General features: G+C 70.0%; 19 protein-coding genes and 2 pseudogenes. 9 read left to right on the top strand and 12 right to left on the bottom strand.

Annotated elements, in window-relative coordinates:
* Positions 1-231: 231 nt before the first annotated feature.
* Together ACWD5D_RS30005 and ACWD5D_RS30000 are read left to right on the top strand one after the other, a co-directional pair.
* The gene (locus ACWD5D_RS30005; RefSeq protein ID WP_451375898.1) at positions 232-1,278 is read left to right on the top strand and encodes a terpene synthase family protein; all 1,047 of its coding nucleotides are present in this window, start codon (positions 232-234) and stop codon (positions 1,276-1,278) included.
* Positions 1,279-2,078: 800 nt separating this feature from the next.
* On the top strand, positions 2,079-3,365 hold the full coding sequence (locus ACWD5D_RS30000; RefSeq protein ID WP_451375980.1) for a flavin-containing monooxygenase: 1,287 nt from the start codon (positions 2,079-2,081) through the stop codon (positions 3,363-3,365).
* Between the two features lie 172 nt (positions 3,366-3,537).
* Here ACWD5D_RS30000 and ACWD5D_RS29995 read toward each other — a convergent pair whose 3' ends face one another.
* The 6 genes from ACWD5D_RS29995 to ACWD5D_RS29970 form a co-directional block, all read right to left on the bottom strand.
* Positions 3,538-4,692, bottom strand: coding sequence for a tryptophan dimethylallyltransferase family protein (locus ACWD5D_RS29995; protein ID WP_451375897.1), 1,155 nt, complete (start codon positions 4,690-4,692; stop codon positions 3,538-3,540).
* Positions 4,693-4,914: 222 nt separating this feature from the next.
* Entirely contained in the window at positions 4,915-6,270 is a 1,356-nt protein-coding gene (locus tag ACWD5D_RS29990; RefSeq protein WP_451375896.1) for a cytochrome P450, read from the bottom strand.
* Positions 6,271-6,278: 8 nt separating this feature from the next.
* The gene (locus ACWD5D_RS29985) at positions 6,279-6,872 is read right to left on the bottom strand and encodes a GTP-binding protein (protein ID WP_451375895.1); all 594 of its coding nucleotides are present in this window, start codon (positions 6,870-6,872) and stop codon (positions 6,279-6,281) included.
* A complete protein-coding gene (locus tag ACWD5D_RS29980) occupies positions 6,847-7,224 on the bottom strand; it encodes a DUF742 domain-containing protein (RefSeq protein ID WP_451375894.1) in 378 nt (125 codons plus the stop codon). Before ACWD5D_RS29980 ends, ACWD5D_RS29985 begins: the two co-directional genes overlap by 26 nt.
* The gene (locus ACWD5D_RS29975; protein ID WP_451375893.1) at positions 7,221-7,622 is read right to left on the bottom strand and encodes a roadblock/LC7 domain-containing protein; all 402 of its coding nucleotides are present in this window, start codon (positions 7,620-7,622) and stop codon (positions 7,221-7,223) included. The genes ACWD5D_RS29980 and ACWD5D_RS29975 overlap by 4 nt, the downstream gene beginning before the upstream one ends.
* On the bottom strand, positions 7,619-8,791 hold the full coding sequence (locus ACWD5D_RS29970; RefSeq protein ID WP_451375892.1) for an ATP-binding protein: 1,173 nt from the start codon (positions 8,789-8,791) through the stop codon (positions 7,619-7,621). The genes ACWD5D_RS29975 and ACWD5D_RS29970 overlap by 4 nt, the downstream gene beginning before the upstream one ends.
* Positions 8,792-9,346: 555 nt before the next feature.
* Between ACWD5D_RS29970 and ACWD5D_RS29965 the strand changes: the two genes are divergently transcribed.
* Positions 9,347-10,189: a LytR/AlgR family response regulator transcription factor gene (locus ACWD5D_RS29965; RefSeq protein WP_451375979.1), complete on the top strand. Its 843-nt coding sequence runs from the start codon at positions 9,347-9,349 to the stop codon at positions 10,187-10,189.
* 47 nt (positions 10,190-10,236) lie between these two features.
* Here the strand turns inward: ACWD5D_RS29965 and ACWD5D_RS29960 are convergent, their stop codons facing one another.
* The gene (locus tag ACWD5D_RS29960) at positions 10,237-10,677 is read right to left on the bottom strand and encodes a cold-shock protein (RefSeq protein ID WP_451375891.1); all 441 of its coding nucleotides are present in this window, start codon (positions 10,675-10,677) and stop codon (positions 10,237-10,239) included.
* A 127-nt stretch (positions 10,678-10,804) separates the two neighbouring features.
* Between ACWD5D_RS29960 and ACWD5D_RS29955 the strand changes: the two genes are divergently transcribed.
* Positions 10,805-11,347 carry a GNAT family N-acetyltransferase gene (locus ACWD5D_RS29955; protein ID WP_451375890.1) on the top strand — a complete coding sequence of 181 codons (543 nt, stop codon included), beginning with the start codon at positions 10,805-10,807 and terminating at the stop codon, positions 11,345-11,347.
* Positions 11,348-11,617: 270 nt separating this feature from the next.
* Here ACWD5D_RS29955 and ACWD5D_RS29950 read toward each other — a convergent pair whose 3' ends face one another.
* Entirely contained in the window at positions 11,618-12,763 is a 1,146-nt protein-coding gene (locus tag ACWD5D_RS29950) for an alanine racemase (RefSeq protein ID WP_451375889.1), read from the bottom strand.
* Between the two features lie 149 nt (positions 12,764-12,912).
* On the opposite strand from ACWD5D_RS29950, the gene ACWD5D_RS29945 reads away from it, so the two are divergent.
* Positions 12,913-13,506, top strand: coding sequence for a helix-turn-helix domain-containing protein (locus ACWD5D_RS29945; protein ID WP_451375888.1), 594 nt, complete (start codon positions 12,913-12,915; stop codon positions 13,504-13,506).
* 313 nt (positions 13,507-13,819) lie between these two features.
* Here the strand turns inward: ACWD5D_RS29945 and ACWD5D_RS29940 are convergent, their stop codons facing one another.
* Positions 13,820-14,701, bottom strand: a complete 882-nt coding sequence (locus ACWD5D_RS29940; protein ID WP_451375887.1) for an AraC family transcriptional regulator — start codon at positions 14,699-14,701, stop codon at positions 13,820-13,822.
* Positions 14,702-14,890: 189 nt separating this feature from the next.
* Between ACWD5D_RS29940 and ACWD5D_RS29935 the strand changes: the two genes are divergently transcribed.
* The 4 genes from ACWD5D_RS29935 to ACWD5D_RS29920 are packed head-to-tail and all read left to right on the top strand — an operon-like array spanning position 14,891 to position 19,744.
* Entirely contained in the window at positions 14,891-15,433 is a 543-nt protein-coding gene (locus ACWD5D_RS29935; protein ID WP_451375886.1) for a (2Fe-2S)-binding protein, read from the top strand.
* Positions 15,430-16,416 carry an FAD binding domain-containing protein gene (locus ACWD5D_RS29930; protein WP_451375885.1) on the top strand — a complete coding sequence of 329 codons (987 nt, stop codon included), beginning with the start codon at positions 15,430-15,432 and terminating at the stop codon, positions 16,414-16,416. Before ACWD5D_RS29935 ends, ACWD5D_RS29930 begins: the two co-directional genes overlap by 4 nt.
* Before the next feature lie 39 nt (positions 16,417-16,455).
* Complete coding sequence (locus ACWD5D_RS29925; protein ID WP_451375884.1) at positions 16,456-18,744, top strand: xanthine dehydrogenase family protein molybdopterin-binding subunit; 2,289 nt, start codon at positions 16,456-16,458, stop codon at positions 18,742-18,744.
* Positions 18,683-19,744: an XdhC family protein gene (locus tag ACWD5D_RS29920; protein WP_451375883.1), complete on the top strand. Its 1,062-nt coding sequence runs from the start codon at positions 18,683-18,685 to the stop codon at positions 19,742-19,744. Before ACWD5D_RS29925 ends, ACWD5D_RS29920 begins: the two co-directional genes overlap by 62 nt.
* On the opposite strand, the pseudogene ACWD5D_RS29915 reads toward ACWD5D_RS29920, so the two are convergent.
* From ACWD5D_RS29915 to ACWD5D_RS29905, 3 genes and pseudogenes are all read right to left on the bottom strand, one after another.
* A pseudogene (locus ACWD5D_RS29915) lies at positions 19,741-19,979 on the bottom strand (oxidoreductase); the annotation flags it as partial. The gene ACWD5D_RS29920 and the pseudogene ACWD5D_RS29915 overlap by 4 nt on opposite strands.
* 819 nt (positions 19,980-20,798) lie before the next feature.
* Positions 20,799-21,200 carry a cupredoxin domain-containing protein gene (locus ACWD5D_RS29910; RefSeq protein ID WP_451375882.1) on the bottom strand — a complete coding sequence of 134 codons (402 nt, stop codon included), beginning with the start codon at positions 21,198-21,200 and terminating at the stop codon, positions 20,799-20,801.
* A gap of 498 nt (positions 21,201-21,698) precedes the next feature.
* Positions 21,699-21,871, bottom strand: a pseudogene (locus tag ACWD5D_RS29905) (PIG-L family deacetylase); the annotation flags it as partial.

Raw genomic sequence — 21,871 nt, 5'->3', positions numbered from 1 at the left:
GAGCACCTGGAGGGTGGTGCGGAAGCGGGACTCTGCCCGTCGAACCGCGATCGGCTGCCCATTGGTGCCGCTCACGGCCGACTGGTGAACCGTTCTGCCGGCTGACACGAAGGATTACCTGCAAGGGGCGACAACACTTCGATCACGATGAGGCGGTGCGTCATGCGTGTTCCCTTCAGACGGCTCCCCCAGCTGAATTTCTACTGCCCGGTCTACCCGGCAGTGCACCCGATGGCTGAGCTTCTCGACGAGGAAACCGTGCGCTGGGCCTTCCGCCACGGCATCCCCGACGGCGCCGAACTCCGCACCGCGTTCCAGGAGATGCACCCCGGTCTCCTCGTGGCGCGAGTGGCTCCCCGTGGACGCGAACGCGAACTGTCCGTGTTCGCCGACTATCACAGCTGGCTGTTCGCCTTCGACGACGCCTACTGCGACCTCGCCCCCCAGGAGTCGGTGGCGGAGTGGGCGAGCTTCCTCGCCGCACTCCACCGCGTCGCCGAGACCGGTGACATACGGGCGCTGCCCGGCAATCCCTATGCCGTGGCCCTTCGGGACATCGGTGCCCGGCTGGCGGAGACGGCCACGTTCGCGCAGCGCGGCGAGTGGATCGAGACGCTGCGCTCGTATTTCTCGGCCCTCGTGTGGGAACGCGCCTGCCGGCAGGACGGAGAGTCTCCGCAGACCCTCGACGAGTACCTGCTGCTACGGCTGCGCAACGGCGCGATGCAGTCGAGCCTGGCCCTGCTGGGGTACGTCAACGGGTACAGCGTCGGACCGGAGGAGCGGGGCACACCCGCCGTCCGCGCCCTCACCGAGATGGCGGCCGTCCTGGTCGCACTCGACAACGACATCTTCTCCCATCACAAGGAGGCGTCCGGTCCGGGTGGGGAGAGGAGTCTGCTGGACCTGCTGGCCAGGCGACGGCCGCGCGTCTCGTCTCAGGCCGTGCTCGACGACGCGGTCCGGATCCGCAACTCGATCATGGGGCTGTTCGTCCGCCTGCGTGACGAGGCCACCGAGTCCGCGAGCCCCGCGCTCCTCTCCTACCTGATCGACCTCGGCCTCTGGGTACGCGCGAACCTCGACTTCACCATGGCCACCAGCCGTTACGCGGGTCCGGTCGCGGAACGGGCGAGGATCACCGCGCAGCCGCCGGAGGAGGCGTACGCGGCCGGCGTGCCCGTGGAGTCCCGGGTGGTCGGCTGGTGGTGGGATCTGCCGACGGGGCCGTCGGCGGCGAGTCCGTCCGTCGCCGCAGCCGCCTCACGAGTGGCCTGACCGTCCGCCGTACGGAAGAGGCAGGTGAGTGTCGGCTGTCAGGTTCCGCCGCCGAACCACGACGGGCCCCGTCGGTGCGAGCCCTGGTCGGCGCCCCCGCGATCCTGCTCGCCGACGAACCGACGGGCACGTTCGGCGGGAGGGCGTCCCGTGAGGTCCTGCGCCTCGTGTCCCGCCGGCTCCCCCTGAGCGGACAGGACGCGCGCCGAACGCCACGTGGGGAAGCACCAGTTCGACGGGGACCACCTGATCCCTGATGGTCTGACGCAGGGCGTCAGCGCGATCCCTCACGGGGAGAGTCGACGTACCCCACTTCGTCGTCGCCAACGCAACCTCCTGCTTCGCTCTGCTGCGGACCCTAAAGAGGAGATTCGCGGCGCAACAACCGAGAGCACGGGTTCTGCGGGGTGAGGCAAAAGTGCTGCGGAGAGGGGCAATCGCGGCGGCCGGTGCGCCCCAGGACGGAGGACCTGCACGCGTGGTCCCCGCTCGACCGGACGCGGTGTCTGGATTCGCCGCCAGGTGCCGTCGCCCGCCGCCCCGCGCCGACGGCGCCGTGACAGCCGGACCGGCGATCGAACGGACCGGCGACTGAAGGCCCCGTCCGAGCCGGCCGGGAGGACCACCCGGCCGGCGTGGCGCGGAGCATCCGCAGGTCAGGGCGGTCCTTCACCCACTGCGCGATCACGCAAGTACGCCTCCTGTGATCCTTGTCGCTGCCGTGACGCGTGTGCGGGGAGTGCCCGATGGGCAGTCAGTGCGGGATACGGAAGGAAGGTGTCCGACCTGTGGGGGAATCCGTGAGAGTGTGTGTCATCGGTGCAGGCCTGTCGGGGCTGGCGGCGGCTCGCGCGCTCAAGTCCCAGGGTGTCGACTTCGTCTGCCTGGAGAAGTCGGGCGGTGTCGGCGGGATCTGGCGCAGACCGGAGGCGGGGGAGAGCGGTCCCGGGTACCTCTCGCTGCACCTCAACTCCACCAAGCATCTCACCGGTTACGCCGACCATCCGATGCCGGAGTCCTATCCCGTCTACCCCGGCCACCGTGACATCGCCGCCTATCTGCGGGGATACGCCGAGTGGGCCGACGTCACGGACCGGATCGAGTTCGAGACGACGGTGGAGTCCGTGCGGCGGGCGGCCGACGGCTCCTGGACGGTGGAGAGCCGGGACGCCGCCGGCACCCGCAGCACCCGTTCGTTCGCCCACGTCGTCGTCGCCTCGGGCCACAACACCGAACCGTTCATGCCGGCTCCGCCGCCCGGCGCCGACCGCTTCGATGGAACGATTCTTCACGCGTACGACTACCGCGACGGCAGCGACTTCGCCGGCCGGCGCGTGGTGGTCGTGGGCCTCGGCGCCTCCGCGGTGGACATCGCCGCCGACCTGTCCCGGCACGCCGACCGGACCGTGCTGTCGGTGCGCCGGGGGCTGCACATCCTGCCCAAACAGCTCTTCGGCATGCCCCTGGACGAGGTGGCCGAGGCCTCGTGGTGGACCGCGATGAACCTGCAGGAGCAGCGCGAGTTCATCGAGAAGGCGCTGCACACCGCGCGGGGCAAGCTGTCCGACTACGGCCTGCCCGACCCCGACCACCCCATCTTCGCCTCGGCCGTGACCATCTCGGACGAGATCCTCAGCCGGATCCGCCACGGCGGGGTCATACCCAGGCCCGGCATCGACTCGCTCGACGGCGACCGGGTCGTCTTCACCGACGGCACCTCCGAACAGGCCGACGCGATCGTGTACTGCACGGGCTACCGCATGGCCTTCCCGTTCCTGCCCGACGGCTGCCCCGTCGGCCCGCAGGGCACGGTCGAGCTGTACCAGCGCGTCTTCGCGCCGGACCACCCTGGTCTGTCCTTCATCGGGCTCGTCCGCCCGCACGGTTCCATCACCCGGATCGTGGAGGCCCAGTCGCGCTGGGTGGCCCGGGTGAGCGCGGGCGAGTCGGCGCTGCCCGAGCCGGAGGTCATGCACAAGGAGGTCGCCGGCCACCTGAGCGGCATCGCGGGCCAGTACGGGGACCGGGAGGGTGCCTCGATCCAGGTCGACGTGGGGTCGTACCTGCGGGAGTTGCGCGCCATGTGACGCGGTCGGCGCACAGCGGTCGGTGCGGGGTTCGGCACGCGGTTCTCGCCGCGTGTCCGGGCCCCGTTCGTCGTTTTGCGGGCCTTGTCCGCCGTGACGACGGACGTCGTGTGGTGCCGAGGGGAGCGGTGCGGCGTTCTCGGCGTACGGCTCCCCTCTGGGTGGTGTCCGGCTAACGCGCGGCGACGGTCTCCGGGAGCGGGCGGGGAGCGGGCGGGCGGACCCGGTACGCCTCCGAGGAGACGTACACGCTCACTCGCGGCGGCCGGCCCGCCTGGTGGGCGACGGACAGGTAGGCGATGAGTCCCACGCCGTCCTCGAGCCGCCGTGGGGTGACGGCGGACAGGGCATGGCGCAGCGGTGTCGCGTCGATGCCCTGGTCCTCCAGCAGGGCTGTGGCGCGGGCCAGGGCCTCGCCGTCGTGCCTGGCGTAGTCGCGCACGGGGACGTAGAGGGTGAAGCCACTGGGCAGGCCGGTCCTGGTCTCGGTGAAGGCGTGGCAGGACTGGACGGGCCGCCGGGTGAGGCGTTCGTCCTGGTCGCCGTCCGCGCCGAGGCCCGGTACGAGTCCGGCCGCGATGCGGAAGAACTCCTCGGTCTGCGCGGCCGGTGGGCCGCCGGCCATCCGGCTCAGGCCTCCGGCCTCGGCGGCCGAGAGGTCGTGGTGGGCGAGGTAGACCTTCACGCGGGGCTCGTCCCAGTCGCCGAGGTCCAGGGCGAAGAACAGCGGGCGGTCGGCCTCGGGCAGGGCATCGAACGCCTTGCGGTGGCCGAGCCGGTCCAGTGCCTCGCGCACGGTGTCGACGGTGCGGTCCGGACCGGAGGCCGCGGGGTTCAGGTACACCTTGACCTTGGGTACCCCGCCGGGTCTCAGCTCCAGCGCGCACCACAGGGCCAGCGGGCCCTCGGGGGAGTCGGGGAAGAAGAGGTCCTCGAGCTTGTCGACCTGGTCGGTGGAGAAGTTCCAGCGCACTGCCGCCTCGCGGAGGAACCGCAGTCCCGCACGGCCGTTCTGGGCCAGGGTGCCGGCGCCGTACCCCGGTTCCAGCAGGACGCGCAGGGTGGGGGCCTCGTCCGGCAGGAAGGACAGCGAGAACTCCACCGGCGAGTGGTCGTCGGAGAGGAAGGAGAGGCTGGGCGGCGGGAGGTCCAGGGGACGCTGGGCCACGGTGCTCAGCGCGTCCAGCAGGGTGTCCGCGTAGGCCGTGGCGTCGTCGTCGCTCAGCCCCGAGGTCTCGCACAGCCGCAGCAACTGCCGTACGGAGTGACCGCCGAGGGTGTCGGCGTCGGGGAGGGCGGCCGTCACGCCGCCGCGACGGGCGGTCATCGGGCCACCCGCCCCTGGCCGCCGGGAACATGAAGATACCCGCCGGTCAGGGCGGGTATCCGAGGATGCACGACGACGGGGCGTCGTATGGGAAAGGCATCGTTGGATATGTGGTCCACGAAACCTCCTTCGACTCATGTGCAACACAATGTGACGCGTTGCTCACTACCCTCGCTGTTGAATCGTCATGCATTCGTGTGGAGTTGACGGGTGTTGTGTGAATCACCCCTTCAGCCAGTTGAGGAACTGGCTCCACATGCCTCCGCGTTCGTTCCTGCCGGCCGCTGACGTTGCCGCCGTCGGTTCCTGGCGCGCGGTCGGCCGGTCGGCCGGCTGCGGGGCGGGCCGGCGCGTTGCCTGGGCCGGAGTGAACCGGGCGGGCAGGGTGGCCAGCCCGCGGTTGAAGGGGCCGGGGCGCCAGATCAGGCTGTCGGCGGGGACGGCGAGTTCGACGTCGGGGAGCTGGTTGAGCAGGTTCTCCAGGGCGGTGACGGTGACCTGCCGGGCGGGGTCCTTGGAGGGGCAGGCGTGCGGGCCCGCGCTCCACGCCAGGTGGGCGCGGTTGCTGCCGGCCTGCCGGGCGGCCGTCAGCGCCGGGCCGGTGTTGGCGGCGGCGAAGCTGACCAGCATCAGGTCGCCGGCCTGGAGCTGCTGCCCGGCGAACTCCATGTCGGCCACGGGGTAGTGGGCCGCCAGGTTCGACATGGGCGGGTTCTCCCACAGCGTGTCGTCGATCGCCTCGTCGATCAGACCGCCCTGGTTGGCGTACGCGTCGTGGGTGAGCAGCCGGTGCAGGGTGTTGCCGATGAGGTTGCGCAGCGGTTCGTTGCCCGCGACCAGGAGCAGGGCCAGCTGGTGGACCATCTCCTCGTCGGTCAGCCGGGCCGGGTGCTGCATCAGCCAGGTGGTGACGTCCTCGCCGGGCTGGGCGCGCTTGAGGGCGACCAGCTCGCCGATGGCCGTGAACATCACCCCCATCGCCTTCTGGGCGTTGACGCCGTCGAACATGCCGGTGATGCCGAACAGCACCCGGTCGCCGATGCCGGCGGGGCAGCCGAACAGCTCGTTGAAGATGAACAGCGGCAGCTGCTTGGCGTAGTCGGCGATCAGGTCGGCCGAACCGCGGTCGGCGAACTGCGCGATGAGGTAGTCGGAGATGCGCTCGGCGGACCGGCTGACCCGGCGGGTGTCCACCTTGGACAGGCTGTCGGTGATCGCCTGACGCAGCCTCAGGTGCTCGGCGCCGTCGCTGAACATGGCGTTGGACCGGTACGCCAGCACGGGAGCGACCGGACTGTCCGCGGGGATCTTGCCCTCGGCGAGATCCCGCCAGCGGCGCGCGTCCTTGCGGAACGACGCCGAGTCCTGAAGGAGTTGCAGTGCCGCCGCGTAGTCGGTGACGAGGGTGGCCTCCACGCCGGGAGCGAGCTCGACGGGCGCGGTGGGCCCGTAGTGCCGCAGATAGGCGTAGTACGCCTGCGGGTCGGCCGCGAACTCGGCACCGTACAGAGGGACTCGGGCCCCGGAGTTGTGGGCCGGGCACCCGGGCGGGGGCACGGGGGTGGTCTGAGCGTCCATTGTTGCTCCTAGTGGGCGCGGTCCTGCAGATGCCGGACGAGGGTGATGAGCGCTTCGGCCGACGATTTCTCGTCTCGCGCGTCGCAGGTGACGACGGGGGTGTCGTCCAGGAGGTCCAGCGCGTCGCGCAGGGCGGCCTCGTCGCGCAGCGGGGAGCCCTGGAAGTGGTTGACCGCGATGGCGTAGTCGAGCCCGTACTGTTCGATCAGGTCGATCACGGCGAAGGAGTCGGCGAGCCGCTCGGGGTCGACGAGCACGAGCGCGCCGAGCGCGCCGCGTGCCATGTCCTCCCACATCTGCACGAAGCGCTGCTGACCGGGCGTGCCGAACAGGTACAGCACGACCCGGTCGCTGATGGTGAGACGCCCGAAGTCCATGGCGACCGTGGTGGTGGTCTTGCCCTGGACACCCTTGAGGTCGTCGATGGCCTCGGCGGCCCGCGTCATCGTCTCCTCGGTGGTCAGCGGCTCGATCTCCGAGATCGCCCCGATGAACGTGGTCTTGCCGACCGCGAAGTGACCCACGACGAGGATCTTCACGGCGGTCTGGGTCGCACCGTCGCGGACGTACGCCGCCTCATCCAAACTTGGCCCTGAGACCATTCAGCACCTCCTCCAGGATGTCCCTGTCGGCGAGAGGGGCCCGCTGCACCGGCGGGCGGGTGATGAGGTAACCGCCCTCGGTGAGGGAGGCGAGGAGGATCTTCACCACGCCGAGCGGCAGCTGGGTGTGGCCCGCGATCTCGGCGACCGAGAGATAGCCGGCGGAGCACAGCTCCAGCAGGTTCTGTTCCTCCGGTGACAGGCGGGTGGGCCGCTGCTGGTGGTCGGCCGCCGCCGTGACCAGGGTGATGAGGGACAGCTGCTGCTCGTCCGGCAGCCCGCGCCCCTTGGTGATGACGTACGGTCGCACTAATCCCGGCGTCTGCGGCTCGAGTTCGCCGAAGCCGGTCATGACGGCGCGCCGAGGTTCTCGCGCGGCGGCGTCATGAGCGCCTTGCCGAGCTGGCCTACGAGCTGCTGCATCCGGAAGGTGATGTCCGCCATGTCGACGTCGGGCGAGGCGGAGACACCGAGGTAGGCGCCCTCGCCCGCGGAGATCAGGAAGACCCAGCCGTCGTCGAACTCGACCAGCGTCTGCCGCCACTGCTGGTTGACACCCTCGCAGAAGAACCCGAGGGAACGGCTGAGCGACTGCACCCCGCTCATCGCTGCGGCCACCCGGTCGGCGTTGTCCCTCTCGAACTCACTGGTCCGGGCCATCAGCAGGCCGTCCGCGGAGATCAGGACCGCGTGCAGAGCCCCGGGAATCTCCAGGGCGCTGTCAAGCATCCATGACAGGTCGTCGCTCACGAGAAATCATGCCCTTCACTGCTCGCACCACGTGTGGTGTTCGTCTTCTCCGCCGTGTCCCCGTGCGTGGCCCGGCCCGACTGCGTGCCCCGCTGGAAGGCGCCCATGATCGCCGCCGACTCCGCGCCCGTGCGGGCGGGAGCGGGAGCGGCCGAGGTGCCGCCCGGGACGATGGCCATGGGCCGCTTGCGGCGCCGCTTGGGCAGGCCGTCGGACGTGGTGGCGGTGCCCGCCAGCGGCTCGGGACCGCCGGGGGCCGATGCGGAGGCTACGTTGGACACGATCGGCGCGGGCTCCTTCTGCTCCGGGGCACTGGTCAGCAGATCGTGCGGCAGCAGCAGGACCGCGCGGACGCCGCCGTACGGGGAGGAGGAGTCGACGGACACCTCGAAGCCGAAACGCTCCGCGAGCACACCGATCACGGCGAAGCCGAACTGCGGCGGATTGCCGAGCGCGGAGACACCGGAGACGCGTTCCGAGGAGAGGAGTTTCTCCGCCCGCGCCCGCTCCTCGTCGTTCATGCCGACGCCGGCGTCGTCGACGACGATGCAAATGCCCTTCGGCACGGTGCGAATATTGATTTCCACGACCGTGTCGGGGCTGGAATAGCTGGTCGCATTGTCGAGGAGTTCGGCGAGGGCCAGCGCGACCGGTTCGACCGCACGGCTGGTCACGCCGAAGTCGACCTGGGAGAGAATCTCCACCCGTCGGTAATGGCGGATCCTGCCCTGCGCGCTGCGGACCACGTCGTACACCGACGCGATGTCGCGCTGCCGGCCGAGCCAGCCGTCGCACAGGACGGCGATGGACTGGGCACGGCGGCCGAACTGGGAGTTGGTGTGGTCGATCTCGAGGAGATCCTGGAGGATGACCGACTCGCCGTACTTGGTCTGCAGCCGGGAGACGATGAGCTGCTGCTCCGCGGCCAGACCCTGCAGGGTCCGCATCGCCGACTTCAGTACGGTCTTCGTCGCGTCCTCGGCACGCTCCTGAGCGGCCTCGACGCTCTGCGCGTACTGGTTCTCCAGCTCGGAGTAGTGATCCCGGAGACCCGCCATGTCCTGCCGGAGCCCTCGAGCCGCCTTGCGCTGACGAACGATCAGGGCGATGGTGGCGATGACCGCGGCAAGGAGAACCCAGGACACCGGGTCAGGTATGTAATGCGTCATAAGACTCTCTTCAGGCGACCGACGGCCAGTTGCTGAATTCCCGTCAACGCGGGTGGACCGGCGGACCGCCCGCGCCGGGGTCTCCGCCCGGACCGTCCCCGTAGTCGGGGATGCCGACTTGCCCGCTCTACAAACGAGCGTGATCGTATCATTGCGCGAGAGTGTCACCGACCGCCAATTTCTGCTCAGTAGTTGAAATTGACGACCAGTCAGTAGCCTAGTCGGTAGCCCGGTCAGTAGGCCCTCGCGGGTGATCCGACAAGGCAACCGATAAACGGGCTTCCGCCCCCAATCGATGCCAATGCGGACGTTCACCCCCAGCCTCGGCGTCACGGCCGGGGGCGCCGCGCCTCAGGGATCGCGCCCCGGAGGGCCGTCTGCGGCACGTGGAGGGGGCTCGAGCCACGGTCTGACCCACAATGCACGGTGAGGAATCGATCGGGCCCGGGCGGGTGGGCCACCGGATGTATGCCGAGGGGGCATGGGCGGATGGGTGACTGGAGCACGGCCGACACGGAGCGCCGGGACCATGTGCCGGGCCGGGAAGACGCTGTCATGGGCCTGCGGGTGCTCGCCGTCGACGACGAGCAACCGGCTCTGGAGGAGCTGCTGTACCTGCTCGGCCGTGACGCCCGGGTGGGCCGTGTCGAAGGGGCGCGGGGCGCCACCGAGGCGCTGCGCAGGCTGGGCCGGGCCATGGGGGGCGGCGAGGGCGGGGGTGAGGGCATCGACGTGGTGTTCCTCGACATCAACATGCCGGGTCTCAGCGGTCTCGACATGGCTCACCTGCTCGCCGGATTCGCGGCCCCGCCCCTGATCGTGTTCGTCACCGCCCACGAGGACTTCGCGGTTCAGGCCTTCGACCTCAAGGCCGTGGACTACCTGCTCAAGCCGATCCGGCAGGAGCGGTTCTCGGAGGCCGTTCGGCGGGTCACCGAGGTGATCGCCGCAGGACAGACCCCGCACTCGGCCGCCGCGGGCGCCGCCGCTCCTGCCGCCACCGGCCGTCCCGGCCGTGCTCCGGCCCCCGCCCCGGACTCCGAGGTCTCCCACATCCCGGTCGAACTCGGCGGTGTGACCCGCTTCGTCGACATCGGTGACATCTCGCACGTCGAGGCCCAGGGCGACTACGCGCGCGTGCACACCCGCCAGGGCGCCAGCCACCTGATCCGCACCCCGCTGGCCACACTCGAGGAGAGCTGGCGTTCCCGCGGGTTCGTCCGTATCCACCGGCGGTATCTGGTCTGTCTCGCGAGCATCGAGGAACTCCGCCTGGACGGCGGCAATCTGACGGTGCGCATCAGGGACCAGATCCTCGCGGTGAGCCGCCGGAACGCCCGCGAGCTGCGCGACCTCCTGGCCCGACAGGCGAACGGCGGGTCACGGGGCGCCCGTTGACCACAGTGGGCGCGCGCTGCTTCTTCTTCCTGCCGGCAATCCGGCTCTCACTCCTCGGTCCACCCGTGGTCCTTGCCGAACTGGAGCATCGCGCGGCGGATCTGAACGATCTGTTCCCCGGTCAGGGAGGGGGCGGCGGACAGCAGGATCTCGGTGACCCTGTGGGTGTACTCGGCGGCCGTGAAGACATCGCATATCGAGTCGTCCCCGTCGAACTCCTGGGCGCCGCCCGGGAAGGCGGCCCTTCCCACGCCACTCACCGGTGACGGGGAACGTCCGCTCGTCGTCGAAGCCAGCCTCACGGACGAGGCCTTGAGCCCACGTTCCCCCTCTTCGACCTCGAACTCGACGGTGATGCCCGCCCGCACCTGCTGTTCGGGAATGAGCAGGTCGTTGACGTGCAGAAAGACGTCCTCGGAGCCGTCGACCGGAGCGATGAACCCATAGCCACGCGCACCATCGAACCGCACAACACGACCAGCAACCATGTCATTACCTCCCAAACAGCCACACTTGGCCCCAACTCCCAGGGCCGACACCACCCGGCACACTACGCCTGGGAGGCGACCGCATATTGGTTTGCCGCCGGCCGGTCAGGCCGGATAGGAAGCTCGCATGCTGAGAGGTAGCAAGGTCGGGCTCAGGGCCCGGCACGAGGACGACATCCCGATCCTGCGGGCCGAGCTCTACGACGACGTGGTCAACGCCTCACGGGCCGAAGGCGGGCCGTGGCGGCCGATCACACCCGGCTCGAAGGACCCGCGGCTCGTGGTGGACGACAAGGAGCAGAAGCACGTCCCGTTCTCCGTGGTGGAGCTGGAGGGCGGCACGCTGGTGGGCACCGCGACGCTGTGGGGCATCGACAACCACAACCGGCTCGCGCACATCGGGCTGGGGCTGCTGCCGTCCTCCCGCGGCAAGGGCTACGGCACCGACGTGGTCGCGGTGCTGTGCCACTACGGGTTCGTCGTGCGCGGCCTGCAGCGGCTGCAGATCGAGACGCTGTCGGACAACGTCGCGATGCTGCGCTCCGCCGAGCGCAACGGCTTCGTCCGCGAGGGCGTGCTGCGCTCCTCGGCCTGGGTGATGGGTGAGTTCCTGGACCAGGTGCTGCTCGGGCTCCTCGCCCAGGAGTGGAAGCGGGACTCGAAGGTCTAGGGCTGCCGCCGCCTGCATAGGCGCTATAGGCGCTATAGGCGCTATAGGCGCTATAGGCGCTATAGGCGTCATAGGCGCAAGGCCGAGCACTTCCCGGCCTTCGTCGGGGGTGGGACATCGGGATCGGCGTCCCGCCCCCGGCGTGGTGTCGAACTGGTTGTGAACGCTCCGGTCAGAGGAAGCTGACACCCTGGGCGAGGGGGAGTCCGCCTGACGTCCATCGACGGTGTGAGAAGCCGGTGCAGGGCCGGCGGCCATCGGTCGGTGCGATCAGTGGAACCGCGGATGCCACACGTCGCGCGGCCGGCCCTCTGCGTCGACGACCGTGATGTCGGGCCAGCGGTCGAAGGCGGAGCAGGGGTGCGAGATGCCCAGGTCGACCTCGTCGCCGACGTGCAGGCCGTGCACGTCGGTGAGGACGAGGTGATGGTCGTAGATGTGCGCTGCCGTCGCCGTGGCCGCGGGGCGCGGCACTCCAGTCGCGTCGCGCGCGCCGACCAGTACGGGCAGGCCGGCATCGTACGGCAGCTCACGTTTGCCGGCGCCGACGACAGCGCGCCCTGGCTCTGGCGTGGAGAGCACCACCGCACGCACGGTCAGCGCCGCTTCGAGCCCCGGCAGGGGCGAGACGTGCTCGTACGTGCCGTGATCGTGGGTGACGTAGCAACCTGACCGGAGCACGGCCACCATCGGCGCGTCTTCGGGTACCAGTGCCGCTTCCGCCAGGGCGTGGACGACCCTGTCGGGGAACGCGGAGCCGCCCATGCTGAAGACGGGCCGTTCGGTCTCGAAGAGCGGCATGAGGTCGCGGAACACGGCGACGGTCCGCCGGCAGTGCCCGTCGACGGCCGCGAGGGTGTCGGCGTCCCTCCGGTTGGGACGGACGCCCTCGTAGCCGGCCACACCGGCAAGGAGGAGACCGGGGGACGCCTGAACGGCCTCGGCCAGTTCACCGGCCGCGTCCGGCTCGCGGACACCCGTGCGTCCTCCTCTCGCTCCGATGTCGATGAGGACACGCAAGGGGGCATGTCCGCCCTCCATGGCCGACCGGGCGAGGTCGACCCCGGCAGGGGAGTCGACGAAGCAGTACAGTTCCGCTTCCGGCGTCTCGTCGAGCAGCCGCCTGAGCAGAGCGAGATCGTGGCGGTGTACGACCTGGTTCGCGATGATCACCCGCCGTGCCCGCCACTCGAGGGCTGTACGGGCCTGCGTCGCGGTGGCGACCGTCACGCCCCACGCCCCCGCGGCCAGCTGCCGCTCGACGATGGGGCGCGTCATGGTGGTCTTGATGTGAGGGGCCAGTTCGACGCGGCGATCGCGGCACCAGGCCGCCATGAGCCGGACGTTGTGCTCCAGCGCGTTCTGGTCGAGACGGAGCTCCGGCAGCTGCCGGGGCTGATGTCCGCCTTGGGGCATGTCGTGCTCCATCGGCTTCTCCGGGAGGCGGCCACGTGGGGGACCGCAGAAGGTGTGTGACGTGTATATACGACGGACAGTAGATTATTTGAGACCGTCGCCGCAAACACTATGCTGGACGCTGCGTTCTGTTTACTGGAGGTAGATCTGTGTCGACCGACGGGCACACCCCGGCCGCGTCCACGTCCCCGGACAGCGAGGGCATCGGCCACTTCCTGCGGCGCGAGCGGCTGGAACGGGGCTTCACGCTGGAGCGGCTGGCGGAGAGGACGGGGCTGTCCCGCAGCTATCTGAGCAACGTCGAGCGGGATGTGAACAGCCCGACGATCAACACACTGCGGACGATCGTCGACGCCCTCGGCACCACCCTCAGCCATCTGTTCCATGCGATCGACCGCGAACGCCGCGTACTCACCCGTCCCGAAGAACGCGTCGAACTCACACGGGCGGGAGTGGAGGGGGTGACCTACGCCCTCCTCAACCCCAAGCACGGCGGCAAGCTCGAAATGATGATGCTGACGGTGGCCCCGGGAGCCTCCTCGGGTGGGGACCCGCACACCCATGGTGGGGAGGAAGCCGGCCTGCTGGTGAGCGGGGAACTGGACTATTGGGTCGACGGCGTGCACTACCGCCTCCAGCCCGGCGACTGCGTCAGCTTCGATTCCTCCGTACCGCACCGCTACAGCAACCCGGGCGACGTGCCGGCGGTCTGCGTCTGGGCGGAGACCCCGCCGGGTTTCTAGTGCCGACCGGGGCGGTTCGCCGGGTCGACGTCCGCGTCAACCCCGGGCCATCCGTCTTCACAGGGAGTGCGATCACACAAGGGGGTCGGCACACGAATCCCGTTTTTCAGGTCCATCCTTTCGGGAGGGCGGACGGCGCCAGCGCAGGTAGCGGTGCAGGACCCTACGCCCGGGCCCACCGGGCCTCTCCGAGTCGTCACAGGCTCGCGCAGTTGCGGAAGGCGTTCGAAGAAGTGGTCTCCAGCAGGACCGTGTACCGCAACCTGCCTCCCGCCCTGGTGTATTCCGCCCGTCGGTCGCGTGTGCGAGCCGGTCACTTGCTTGCGTCGGCGACCGTGAATCGCATCGCGTCCTGACTGGGCGGCGCGCCGAAGAGACGCCGGTACTCCCGGCTGAACTGGGACGGGCTGTCGTATCCCACGCGGTATCCGATGTATGCGATGTCTCTCGGATGTGCCGCGAGAAGAAGACGAGCCTGATGGAGTCTGATCTTCTTCTGGAACTGAATCGGACTCATTCCGGTGACGGCCTGGAAATTCCGGTAGAAGGCGGATGTGCTCATTCCGATCAGCTCTGCCACGTCGTCCACCCGGAACGGCTGTCTGTAGTTCTCCCTGATCCAGTGCACGGCTCTGGCGATGTGCGAGAGCTTGCTGTCGGCGAGACCGATCTGGCGGACCGTCGCCCCCTGTTCGCTCGTGATCAGGCGCCACAGGATCTCACGTTTGACGAGGGGGGCGAGCATGTCCCTGTCCCGCGGCCGGTCGAGCAGGCGCACCAGGCGCACGGCGGCGTCGAGGAGTTCGTCGGACGCGGTGCTGACGGCGATGGCCGGGGGTGCGGTGCCGTTCGCCGGAAAACTGCCGGGCGCGGCCCGCAGCATCATCTCGGCGACCTCCGAAGGCCGCAGGAGCAGGCCGAGTCCCAGTGCCGGCCGGTCCGCCGTGGCCCCGACGAAGTGACCGGAGACGGGTAGGTCCACCGATGCGACCAGGTACTGGCCGGGGCCGTACTCGTGCACGTACTCGCCCAGCGCGAGACGTTTGGTGCCTTGGGCGATCAGCGCCATGACCGTTCCGCTCATGGCCGCATGGGAGGCCTGCGACTCCTCGCGGCCGATCAGCACGCCCTCGACGGCGGTCGTCGCGTCGGCTCGGGCGTGACGCGCCAGCAGGGTCCGGAGCTCATCCAGCATGTCCGATTGATACACCGAGGACGGGGACAGGTCCAACGTTCCTTTCTGCCCCTGTGAGACGGCGGAGAGCATTGTGCAAGCCTTCGCGACTATCGGGCAAAGAAGGTGCGCAGGCGACCTGATTGAATCTCAGTCGTCCCCCAGGGTTTGTAATTCGCAGGCTTGTTGAGTCGAGGAAGGAGGAGCGGAATGACAGACGAAACCCACAGTGAAATTCTTCTTCGCGTCAATGGTCTGACGCATCGTCTGAAGATCGACAACCGAAGGACACTGCTCGACGCTCTCCGTGAGAACACCGGTCACACAGGACCGAAGAAGGGCTGCGACCGCGGACAGTGCGGCGCGTGCACGGTCCTGTTGGACGGCCGGCGCGTGGTGTCCTGCCTGACGCTGGCGGTCGCCGGCGACGGTTCGGACGTCACGACGGTCGAGGGGCTGGCCTTTGACGGTGAACTGCACCCGCTGCAGCAGGCGTTCGTCCAGCTCGACGGCTTCCAGTGCGGGTACTGCACACCCGGGCAGCTCTGCTCCGCGGCCGGGATGCTGGCCGAGCACGCGGCGGGCTGGCCCAGCGCGGTCACCGCAGACGTGTCACCCGAGGAACCGGCACCCGAGCTGGACGCCGCCGAGGTACGCGAGCGGCTGAGCGGCAACCTGTGCCGGTGCGGCGCGTACCCGTCCATTGTCCGCGCCGTGTTGGAGACCGCGTCCCGAACGGAGGCGACGGGATGAAGGAGTTCACCTACCAACGGCCCGCACACGTACGTGACGCTCTCGCTCTGGTCGCCGACGACGGCGCCCGGTTCCTGGGAGGCGGCACCAATCTCGTCGACCTGATGAAGGACGGCATCGAGACACCCACACGGCTCGTGGACGTGCGCCGCCTGCCACTTGACGGCATCCGGGAGACATCCGACGGAGATCTCACCGTCGGTGCGACGACGACCAACAGTGATCTGGCGGCCCACCCCGAGGTGCGCCGCCGGTACCCGGCCCTCAGCCAGGCGGTGCTGGCGGGCGCGTCGGGGCAGCTGCGCAACATGGCGACGGTCGGCGGCAACCTCCTGCAGCGCACCCGGTGCGGGTACTTCGCCGACCTCTCCCAGCCGTGCAACAAGCGCAGCCCCGGCAGCGGCTGCTCGGCGATCGCCGGAGAGCACCACAACCACGCGATCCTCGGCTGGTCCGAGCACTGTGTGGCCACCCATCCCTCGGACATGACCGTGGCACTGGCCGCGCTCGACGCCCGCGTGCACTGCGAGACCCTGGACGGGACCCACGAGATCCCGCTGTCCGAGTTCTACCTGCCGGTCGGTGAGAGCCCGCAGCGGGAAACGGCGCTGCCCCGCGACGCCCTGATCACCGCCATCACCCTGCCGGCCGGCGCGGCGAGCCCGCGATCGCGCTACCGCAAGGTCCGCGAACGCGCCTCCTACGCCTTCGCCAACGTGTCTGTCGCAGCCGCGCTGGACGTCCGCGAAGGCGTCGTGCGAGGTGCCCGGATCGCGCTCGGCGGCGTCGCCTCCCGGCCCTGGCGTGCCCACGCCGCCGAGACCGCCCTGAGGGACGCGCCCGCCACCCCCGACCGCTTCCGAGCCGCCGCCGACGCGGAACTGACCGTCGCGCGGCCGCTGCCCGACAACGCGTACAAGGTCACGCTGGCCCGCAACCTCGTCGTGGCCGTGCTGACCGAGCTCGCCCACCGGGCCGAGTGACGAACCGGTCCCGTCACACGTCCTGAAGGAGATCACCACATGGACGACGCTTCCCCGACCAGCCCCACCCCGACCAGCCCCACCCCGACCAGCCCCACCCCGACCAGCCCCACCCCGACACCTCCGACCCCGACACCTCCGACCCCGACACCACCCGCCCCGTCGGCCGGCACGAACGCACCACCACCGGGAGCCATCGGCGCATCGCGGCCCCGGGTGGAGGGACCGGCCAAGGTCACCGGCGCGGTGCGCTACGCCGCGGACGAGCCGGTGAGCGACCTGGCGCACGGCTGGGTCGTCACCTCCACGGTGACCCGCGGACGCATCCGCGAACTCGACACCTCCGCGGCGCTGGCCATGCCCGGCGTACTGGGCGTGATCGACCACCGCAACGCGCCCCGGCTCAACCCGGAAGCGGGATCGTTCTTCGGCCCCGACGGCGGTATGCACCTGCTGCAGAGCGAGGAGATCCCGCACTCCGGCCGGCCGATCGCGCTGGTGGTCGCGAGGACGGCGGAGCAGGCCCGGTCGGCGGCCATGGCACTGCGGGTGACGTACGACGAGGAACCGCACGACGTCGACTTCTCGCCCGACCATCCCGCCGCCCGCCCGGCCACATCGCACTTCGGAGAGGACGCGACCGTCGGCGACGTGGACGCGGAACTCGCCGCGAGCGCGGTGGTCGTCGACGAGCGCTACGTCACCCCCGAGGAACACGGCGCCGCCATGGAGCCGCACTCCGCGACCGCCTGGTGGGACGGCGAGCGTCTGCAGGTCGTCGACTCCAACCAGGCGCCCTTCCTGGCCGCCATGACGGTGGCCACACTGTTCCACCTGGACCCGAAGGAGGTGCGCGTCCAGTCCCTCCACGTCGGCGGCGGCTTCGGATCCAAGTCGGGGACGTGCGGCCCCCAGTTGGTCCTGGCGGTGATGGCCACGAAGATGTTCGACCTGCCGGTACGCGTCACCCTGACCCGCACCCAGGTGTTCCAGATCGTCTCGATGCGCCCGGCGACCGACCAGCGCGTACGGATCGGAGCGGACCCCGACGGCCGGCTGCGGGCCATCGACCACACGGCGGCCTTCGAGATCTCCAAGCTCGCGGACTACCTCGAGAACTGCACCGAACTCACCAACACGCTCTACGCGGCACGGGCGATCCGCACCCGGCGCACCGCTGTGCCGATCGACATCCTGCCGCCGTACTCGGTGCGCGGGCCCGGCACGACTCCGGGCTCGTTCGCCCTCGAATCCGCCATGGACGAGATCGCGGAGCGCCTGGGCATGGACCCCCTCGAACTCCGGCTGCGCAACGAACCCGCCGTCGGCCCCGTCACCGGTCTGCCCTTCAGCCGCCGCAACCTCGTCGCATGCCTCACGGAGGGCGCCCGCCGGTTCAGCTGGGCCACCCGCGACCACCGGCCGCGAACCCGGCGGGAGGGACATCTCCTCGTCGGCACCGGGCTGGCGGCCACGTCCTTCTCCGCGGGGGCGCTGCCCTCGTCGGCATCGATCACCGCCGAGACCGACGGGACCTTCACCGTGGCTGTCGGTGCCAGCGACATCGGCCAGGGCGCGCGCACCGCGCTGACCGCGGTGGCGGCGGAATCTCTGCGCGTACCGTCCGAACGGGTACGCCTGTTGATCGCCGACAGCGACCTCGGTCCCGCGTGGGGCGCCAGCGGATCCCGGGGGACCGCTTCCTGGACGTGGGCGATCACCGAGGCCGCGGCCAAGCTCCGCTCCCGACTGGACGGTGCCGCACCGCCCCTGACGGCCTCGTACGACACCACGGAGGCACTCGGCAAGCTGCCCCTCATGGAACGGCACGCCTACAGCGCCGTGTTCTGCGAAGTGACCGTGGATCCGGCAACGGGCGAAGTGCGGGTACGCCGGCTTCTGGGGATGTTCGCCGTGGGCCGCGTGATCAACCCACTGCTCGCGCGCAGCCAGCTCGTCGGCGGCATGATCATGGGGCTGTCGACGGCCCTGCACGAAGAAGGCGTGCGCGATGCGGCCACAGGACGCCACATCAACACCGACCTGGCCGGCTATCACATCGCCGCACACGCCGACGTACCCGACGTCGAAGCCGACTTCGTACCCGACTACGAGCCCGATATTCCGGCAGGGGTCAAGGGTGTCGGTGAAATCGGCACCGTGGGAACCGCAGCCGCGATCGCGAACGCCGTCTGGCACGCCACCGGCCTGCGTCGGCGAACCCTGCCCATCCGCCTCGACCGCGTAGTCGAAGAACGGCCGGACAGTGAGCCGCCCGCACCGGCCGGCACCCCGAGCGCGGCCGTCTCGGCCCGGCCCGGCACCTGACCAGGAGGCACACGTGCTGAGCGAAGTCTGGCCCTTCGTCGACACCCACCGCCAGGCGGGCCGGTCCGTCGTGCTGGCCCGCCTGGTGGGCCGGGACGGTCCTGGATCACGACCGCTGGGCGCCACCATGGCCGTCGCCGACGACGGCACATGGCGCGGCTCGCTGTCGGGCGGCTGCGTCGAGGGCATCGTCCTGGACAGGGCCCGCGCCGTCCTGGCAGGCGCCCCGCCCCACATGACCGCCGTCAACCCGGGGGAGGACCTGCTGCCTTGGGAAGACGCCCCGGCCTGCGCCGGCGAACTGCGGGTCCTCATCACGCACGCACCCCCCGAGCCGATCCACTCCGCCATCAGCACAGCCCTGGCCGAGGACCGCCCGCTCGCGGTGCGGGTCGGGCTGCGACCGCCCCAGCGCTGGTCCACAGCAGCCACAACCGACCAACTGCCCGACATGGGAGCAGCGTTCACCGAGGAACTGACGCGCCGACCACGGCTGCTGCTGATCGGCGCCACGGATCTCGCCGCAGTCCTCGCCACCCTGGCCAGAACCTTGCACCGCAAGGTCGTCGTCCTCGACCCACGGCCGGGGCACATCACCTCCGGGGCGTTCACCGGCACCACCGCCGACGTCGTCCGTTGCCGGCCCGACGACTGGATCGTCCGCCACCCGCTCGCCGCACACGACGCCGTCGTCGCGCTCAGCCACGACCCGCGCATCGACGACCGTGCCCTGCGCGTGGCTCTGGCAGGCCCCGCCGGATACGTCGCCGCGCTCGGCAGCCGGGCCACCCACGCGAGGCGCCTGCGGCGCCTGGCCGACGCTCCCGGACTGGCCCGCCTGGCCGGCCCGGCGGGCCTCGACCTCGGCGGGGCGTCCCTCGCCGAAAGCGCCCTGTCCATCCTCAGCGAGCTCGTCGCGGTGGACAACGGACGCGGCGGCCGCCGCCTGCGCGACGGCAACCTGCCCGTCCGGGCCGCCAGAGCCACAGCGCACGCCTGAGCCGATTCGGAGTTGAGCTTCACCGCGACCGCGACCGCGAAGGACGGGGAGACGGCGGCGCGGACGGCGCGGCCCACGTCCAGCAGCATCGGGCCCGGTTCTCCAGCGATCCGCCCCACTGGTCGGTGCGCTTGCTGACCAGGAGGGACAGGACCTGCGACAGCAGGTAGCCGTGTGCGGCGTGGACCTCGACGCCGTCGAAGCCCGCCTGCTCGGCGCGCTGGGCGGTGACCGCTTACCGGGTCACGGTGGCCGGCCGTGGACCAGAACGCCCAACACCGTTCCGGGCGTTCGGCTGAGCACGAGTCCTGGCAACAGGACTCACTTCCGCTCAGTCCCTAGGAACGGTTGAGGGACATCGGAACGAAGGTCGCTGCTAAAAGTTTGTCGTATGTGGGTTCGGCACGACGTTCGAGCCCGGCTCCGGCGACCCCGACGGCCAGCCGCTCTGACCCTGGAGATCAACGGGCCACCGCGAGGTACCCGGCCCGGCGCAGCCGTGCCACCAGCCCGCACACACGAACCCGGTGGCCGCCGGCAAGGTCACGGCAGCCGGTGCACCCCCGTGTCGAAGAGCGCCCCGACGGCCGGATTGCCGAGCGAGGTCGCGATACCGGAAGCGGTGTGTCGTAGGCGCAGGCGCCGCAGTACGTCGCCGCGAGCCGATTCCCGTACGTCGCCACGAGCCGGTCCCCGGAGAGCCGGACGACGATGCCCATCTCGAACGGGTGGAGCAGCGCCACGCCCCGGTCCAGCGGAGCCGCCCACGGGGGTGCGGCCGAGGGTAGGACCGACCGGCCCATCGGGTGGCGGGTCGGCGTCCCGCCACCCTGCTCGACGGCGACACGAAGGTGGAGGTGTACGTGTGAAGAAGTACGTGTGCGGCGCGACACCGCCATATGGCGGCTTCCGCTGCGACCACGTCCAGTAGTTCGGCGACCGTGGCGACGGGCACGAGAAGCGACCGGTAGCGGCTGCCAGTCGAGTCCCGCCACGCGGTCCTTCCCGTGACGCGCTGCTCAACCAGGGGGCGGCGGGCGACGCTTGTCAGCCGTCATTTGACTCGGATATGTGTATCCATGCCGAGCTGTTTGTGGTTGTCCACGGGGCAGAGGAGTTCGTAGCTGCCTTTCTTGAGCTTCACGGTCACCGTTGCCTTCTGACCACCTTTGATCGTCTTGGTGTGGGCCCCCTTCACGCCGGGACCTACGATGACCAGGGCGTGCACGGTCTTGCCGGCGTTGTCGGCCGTGAAGGTGTACGTGCCTGGTGTGAAGGACTTACGGGACAGCTTCAGCTCGAACTCGGTCATGGTGACCGTCACCTTCGTTGCGGATCCGGCCTTGGCCGGGCTGCTCACGCCGCTCGCCTGACCGCTCCAGCCTCCGGTCAGGACGAGAGCGCCGGAGAACGCCAGCGCCGCCGCGCGGAGTGCAATTCGTGTCGAAATCGCCATGTGGCTCATCCCCTTCGGGACCTTCTCGTGAGCCGCCGGGCTTGTCCCCATTGTGTCGCAAACGCTCCCCAAGGGAGACATGGAGACGCGACCGCGCAGGTCACGCCAGGGGCGGGTGGCTGGCCGCGACCTACAACCTCGCGTTCCTCACGTCCGCCCGCCAGCGACGACGTCCATCCCTCCTGCGGCGGCCCTGCCCTCCTTGGCCGCCATCCTCGCCGGCGAGGAACGGGCGGGCGGACCCGATCACGTTCAGTACCACTCGGGTATCAGCATGTACCGCCGGAACCCTCAGCCCCTGCCCCCACCGCCGCCCGGCGACACGGCGCGGCGGGGACACGGAACACACAGCCATGAGCACCCCGCCCCTGTCATGCCATCCTGATGATCAAGGGCCGCCGGAGTGGCCCCCACGTGAACAAGCCTCCAGGTGTGCGAGCACGCTCGATCAAGCCGTACGGACCATGAGCTTTCCCGGGCCCCGGCCGGACGGGCGGATCAGCGCAGTCCGGCGAAGAGGTCGTTCTCGGGTACGGCCGCGCCCGTGGTGTCCTGGACACGTACGAAGGTCTCGACGCCCATCAACTCGCCGAACCTCTCCTTGCCCATCTTGAGGAAGAAGATGTTCTCGCCCTGACTGGCGTGCGCGGCCAGCGCGTCGAACTTCTGAC

It is taken from the genome of Streptomyces sp. NPDC002520 (assembly GCF_053595235.1).
This window is presented reverse-complemented; position numbering and strand designations above follow the sequence as displayed.

What these genes read in the sequence shown, in the direction of transcription:
- ACWD5D_RS30005 (WP_451375898.1), top strand. Translation starts at nt 232, where the DNA reads ATGGCTGAGCTTCTCGACGAGGAAACCGTGCGCTGGGCCTTCCGCCAC.
- ACWD5D_RS29995 (WP_451375897.1), bottom strand. Translation starts at nt 4,692, where the DNA reads ATGACCGCCCGTCGCGGCGGCGTGACGGCCGCCCTCCCCGACGCCGAC.
- ACWD5D_RS29990 (WP_451375896.1), bottom strand. Translation starts at nt 6,270, where the DNA reads ATGGACGCTCAGACCACCCCCGTGCCCCCGCCCGGGTGCCCGGCCCAC.
- ACWD5D_RS29985 (WP_451375895.1), bottom strand. Translation starts at nt 6,872, where the DNA reads ATGGTCTCAGGGCCAAGTTTGGATGAGGCGGCGTACGTCCGCGACGGT.
- ACWD5D_RS29980 (WP_451375894.1), bottom strand. Translation starts at nt 7,224, where the DNA reads ATGACCGGCTTCGGCGAACTCGAGCCGCAGACGCCGGGATTAGTGCGA.
- ACWD5D_RS29970 (WP_451375892.1), bottom strand. Translation starts at nt 8,791, where the DNA reads ATGACGCATTACATACCTGACCCGGTGTCCTGGGTTCTCCTTGCCGCG.
- ACWD5D_RS29965 (WP_451375979.1), top strand. Translation starts at nt 9,347, where the DNA reads ATGGGCCTGCGGGTGCTCGCCGTCGACGACGAGCAACCGGCTCTGGAG.
- ACWD5D_RS29960 (WP_451375891.1), bottom strand. Translation starts at nt 10,677, where the DNA reads ATGGTTGCTGGTCGTGTTGTGCGGTTCGATGGTGCGCGTGGCTATGGG.
- ACWD5D_RS29955 (WP_451375890.1), top strand. Translation starts at nt 10,805, where the DNA reads ATGCTGAGAGGTAGCAAGGTCGGGCTCAGGGCCCGGCACGAGGACGAC.
- ACWD5D_RS29950 (WP_451375889.1), bottom strand. Translation starts at nt 12,763, where the DNA reads ATGCCCCAAGGCGGACATCAGCCCCGGCAGCTGCCGGAGCTCCGTCTC.
- ACWD5D_RS29940 (WP_451375887.1), bottom strand. Translation starts at nt 14,701, where the DNA reads ATGCTGGATGAGCTCCGGACCCTGCTGGCGCGTCACGCCCGAGCCGAC.
- ACWD5D_RS29935 (WP_451375886.1), top strand. Translation starts at nt 14,891, where the DNA reads ATGACAGACGAAACCCACAGTGAAATTCTTCTTCGCGTCAATGGTCTG.
- ACWD5D_RS29930 (WP_451375885.1), top strand. Translation starts at nt 15,430, where the DNA reads ATGAAGGAGTTCACCTACCAACGGCCCGCACACGTACGTGACGCTCTC.
- ACWD5D_RS29925 (WP_451375884.1), top strand. Translation starts at nt 16,456, where the DNA reads ATGGACGACGCTTCCCCGACCAGCCCCACCCCGACCAGCCCCACCCCG.
- ACWD5D_RS29910 (WP_451375882.1), bottom strand. Translation starts at nt 21,200, where the DNA reads ATGGCGATTTCGACACGAATTGCACTCCGCGCGGCGGCGCTGGCGTTC.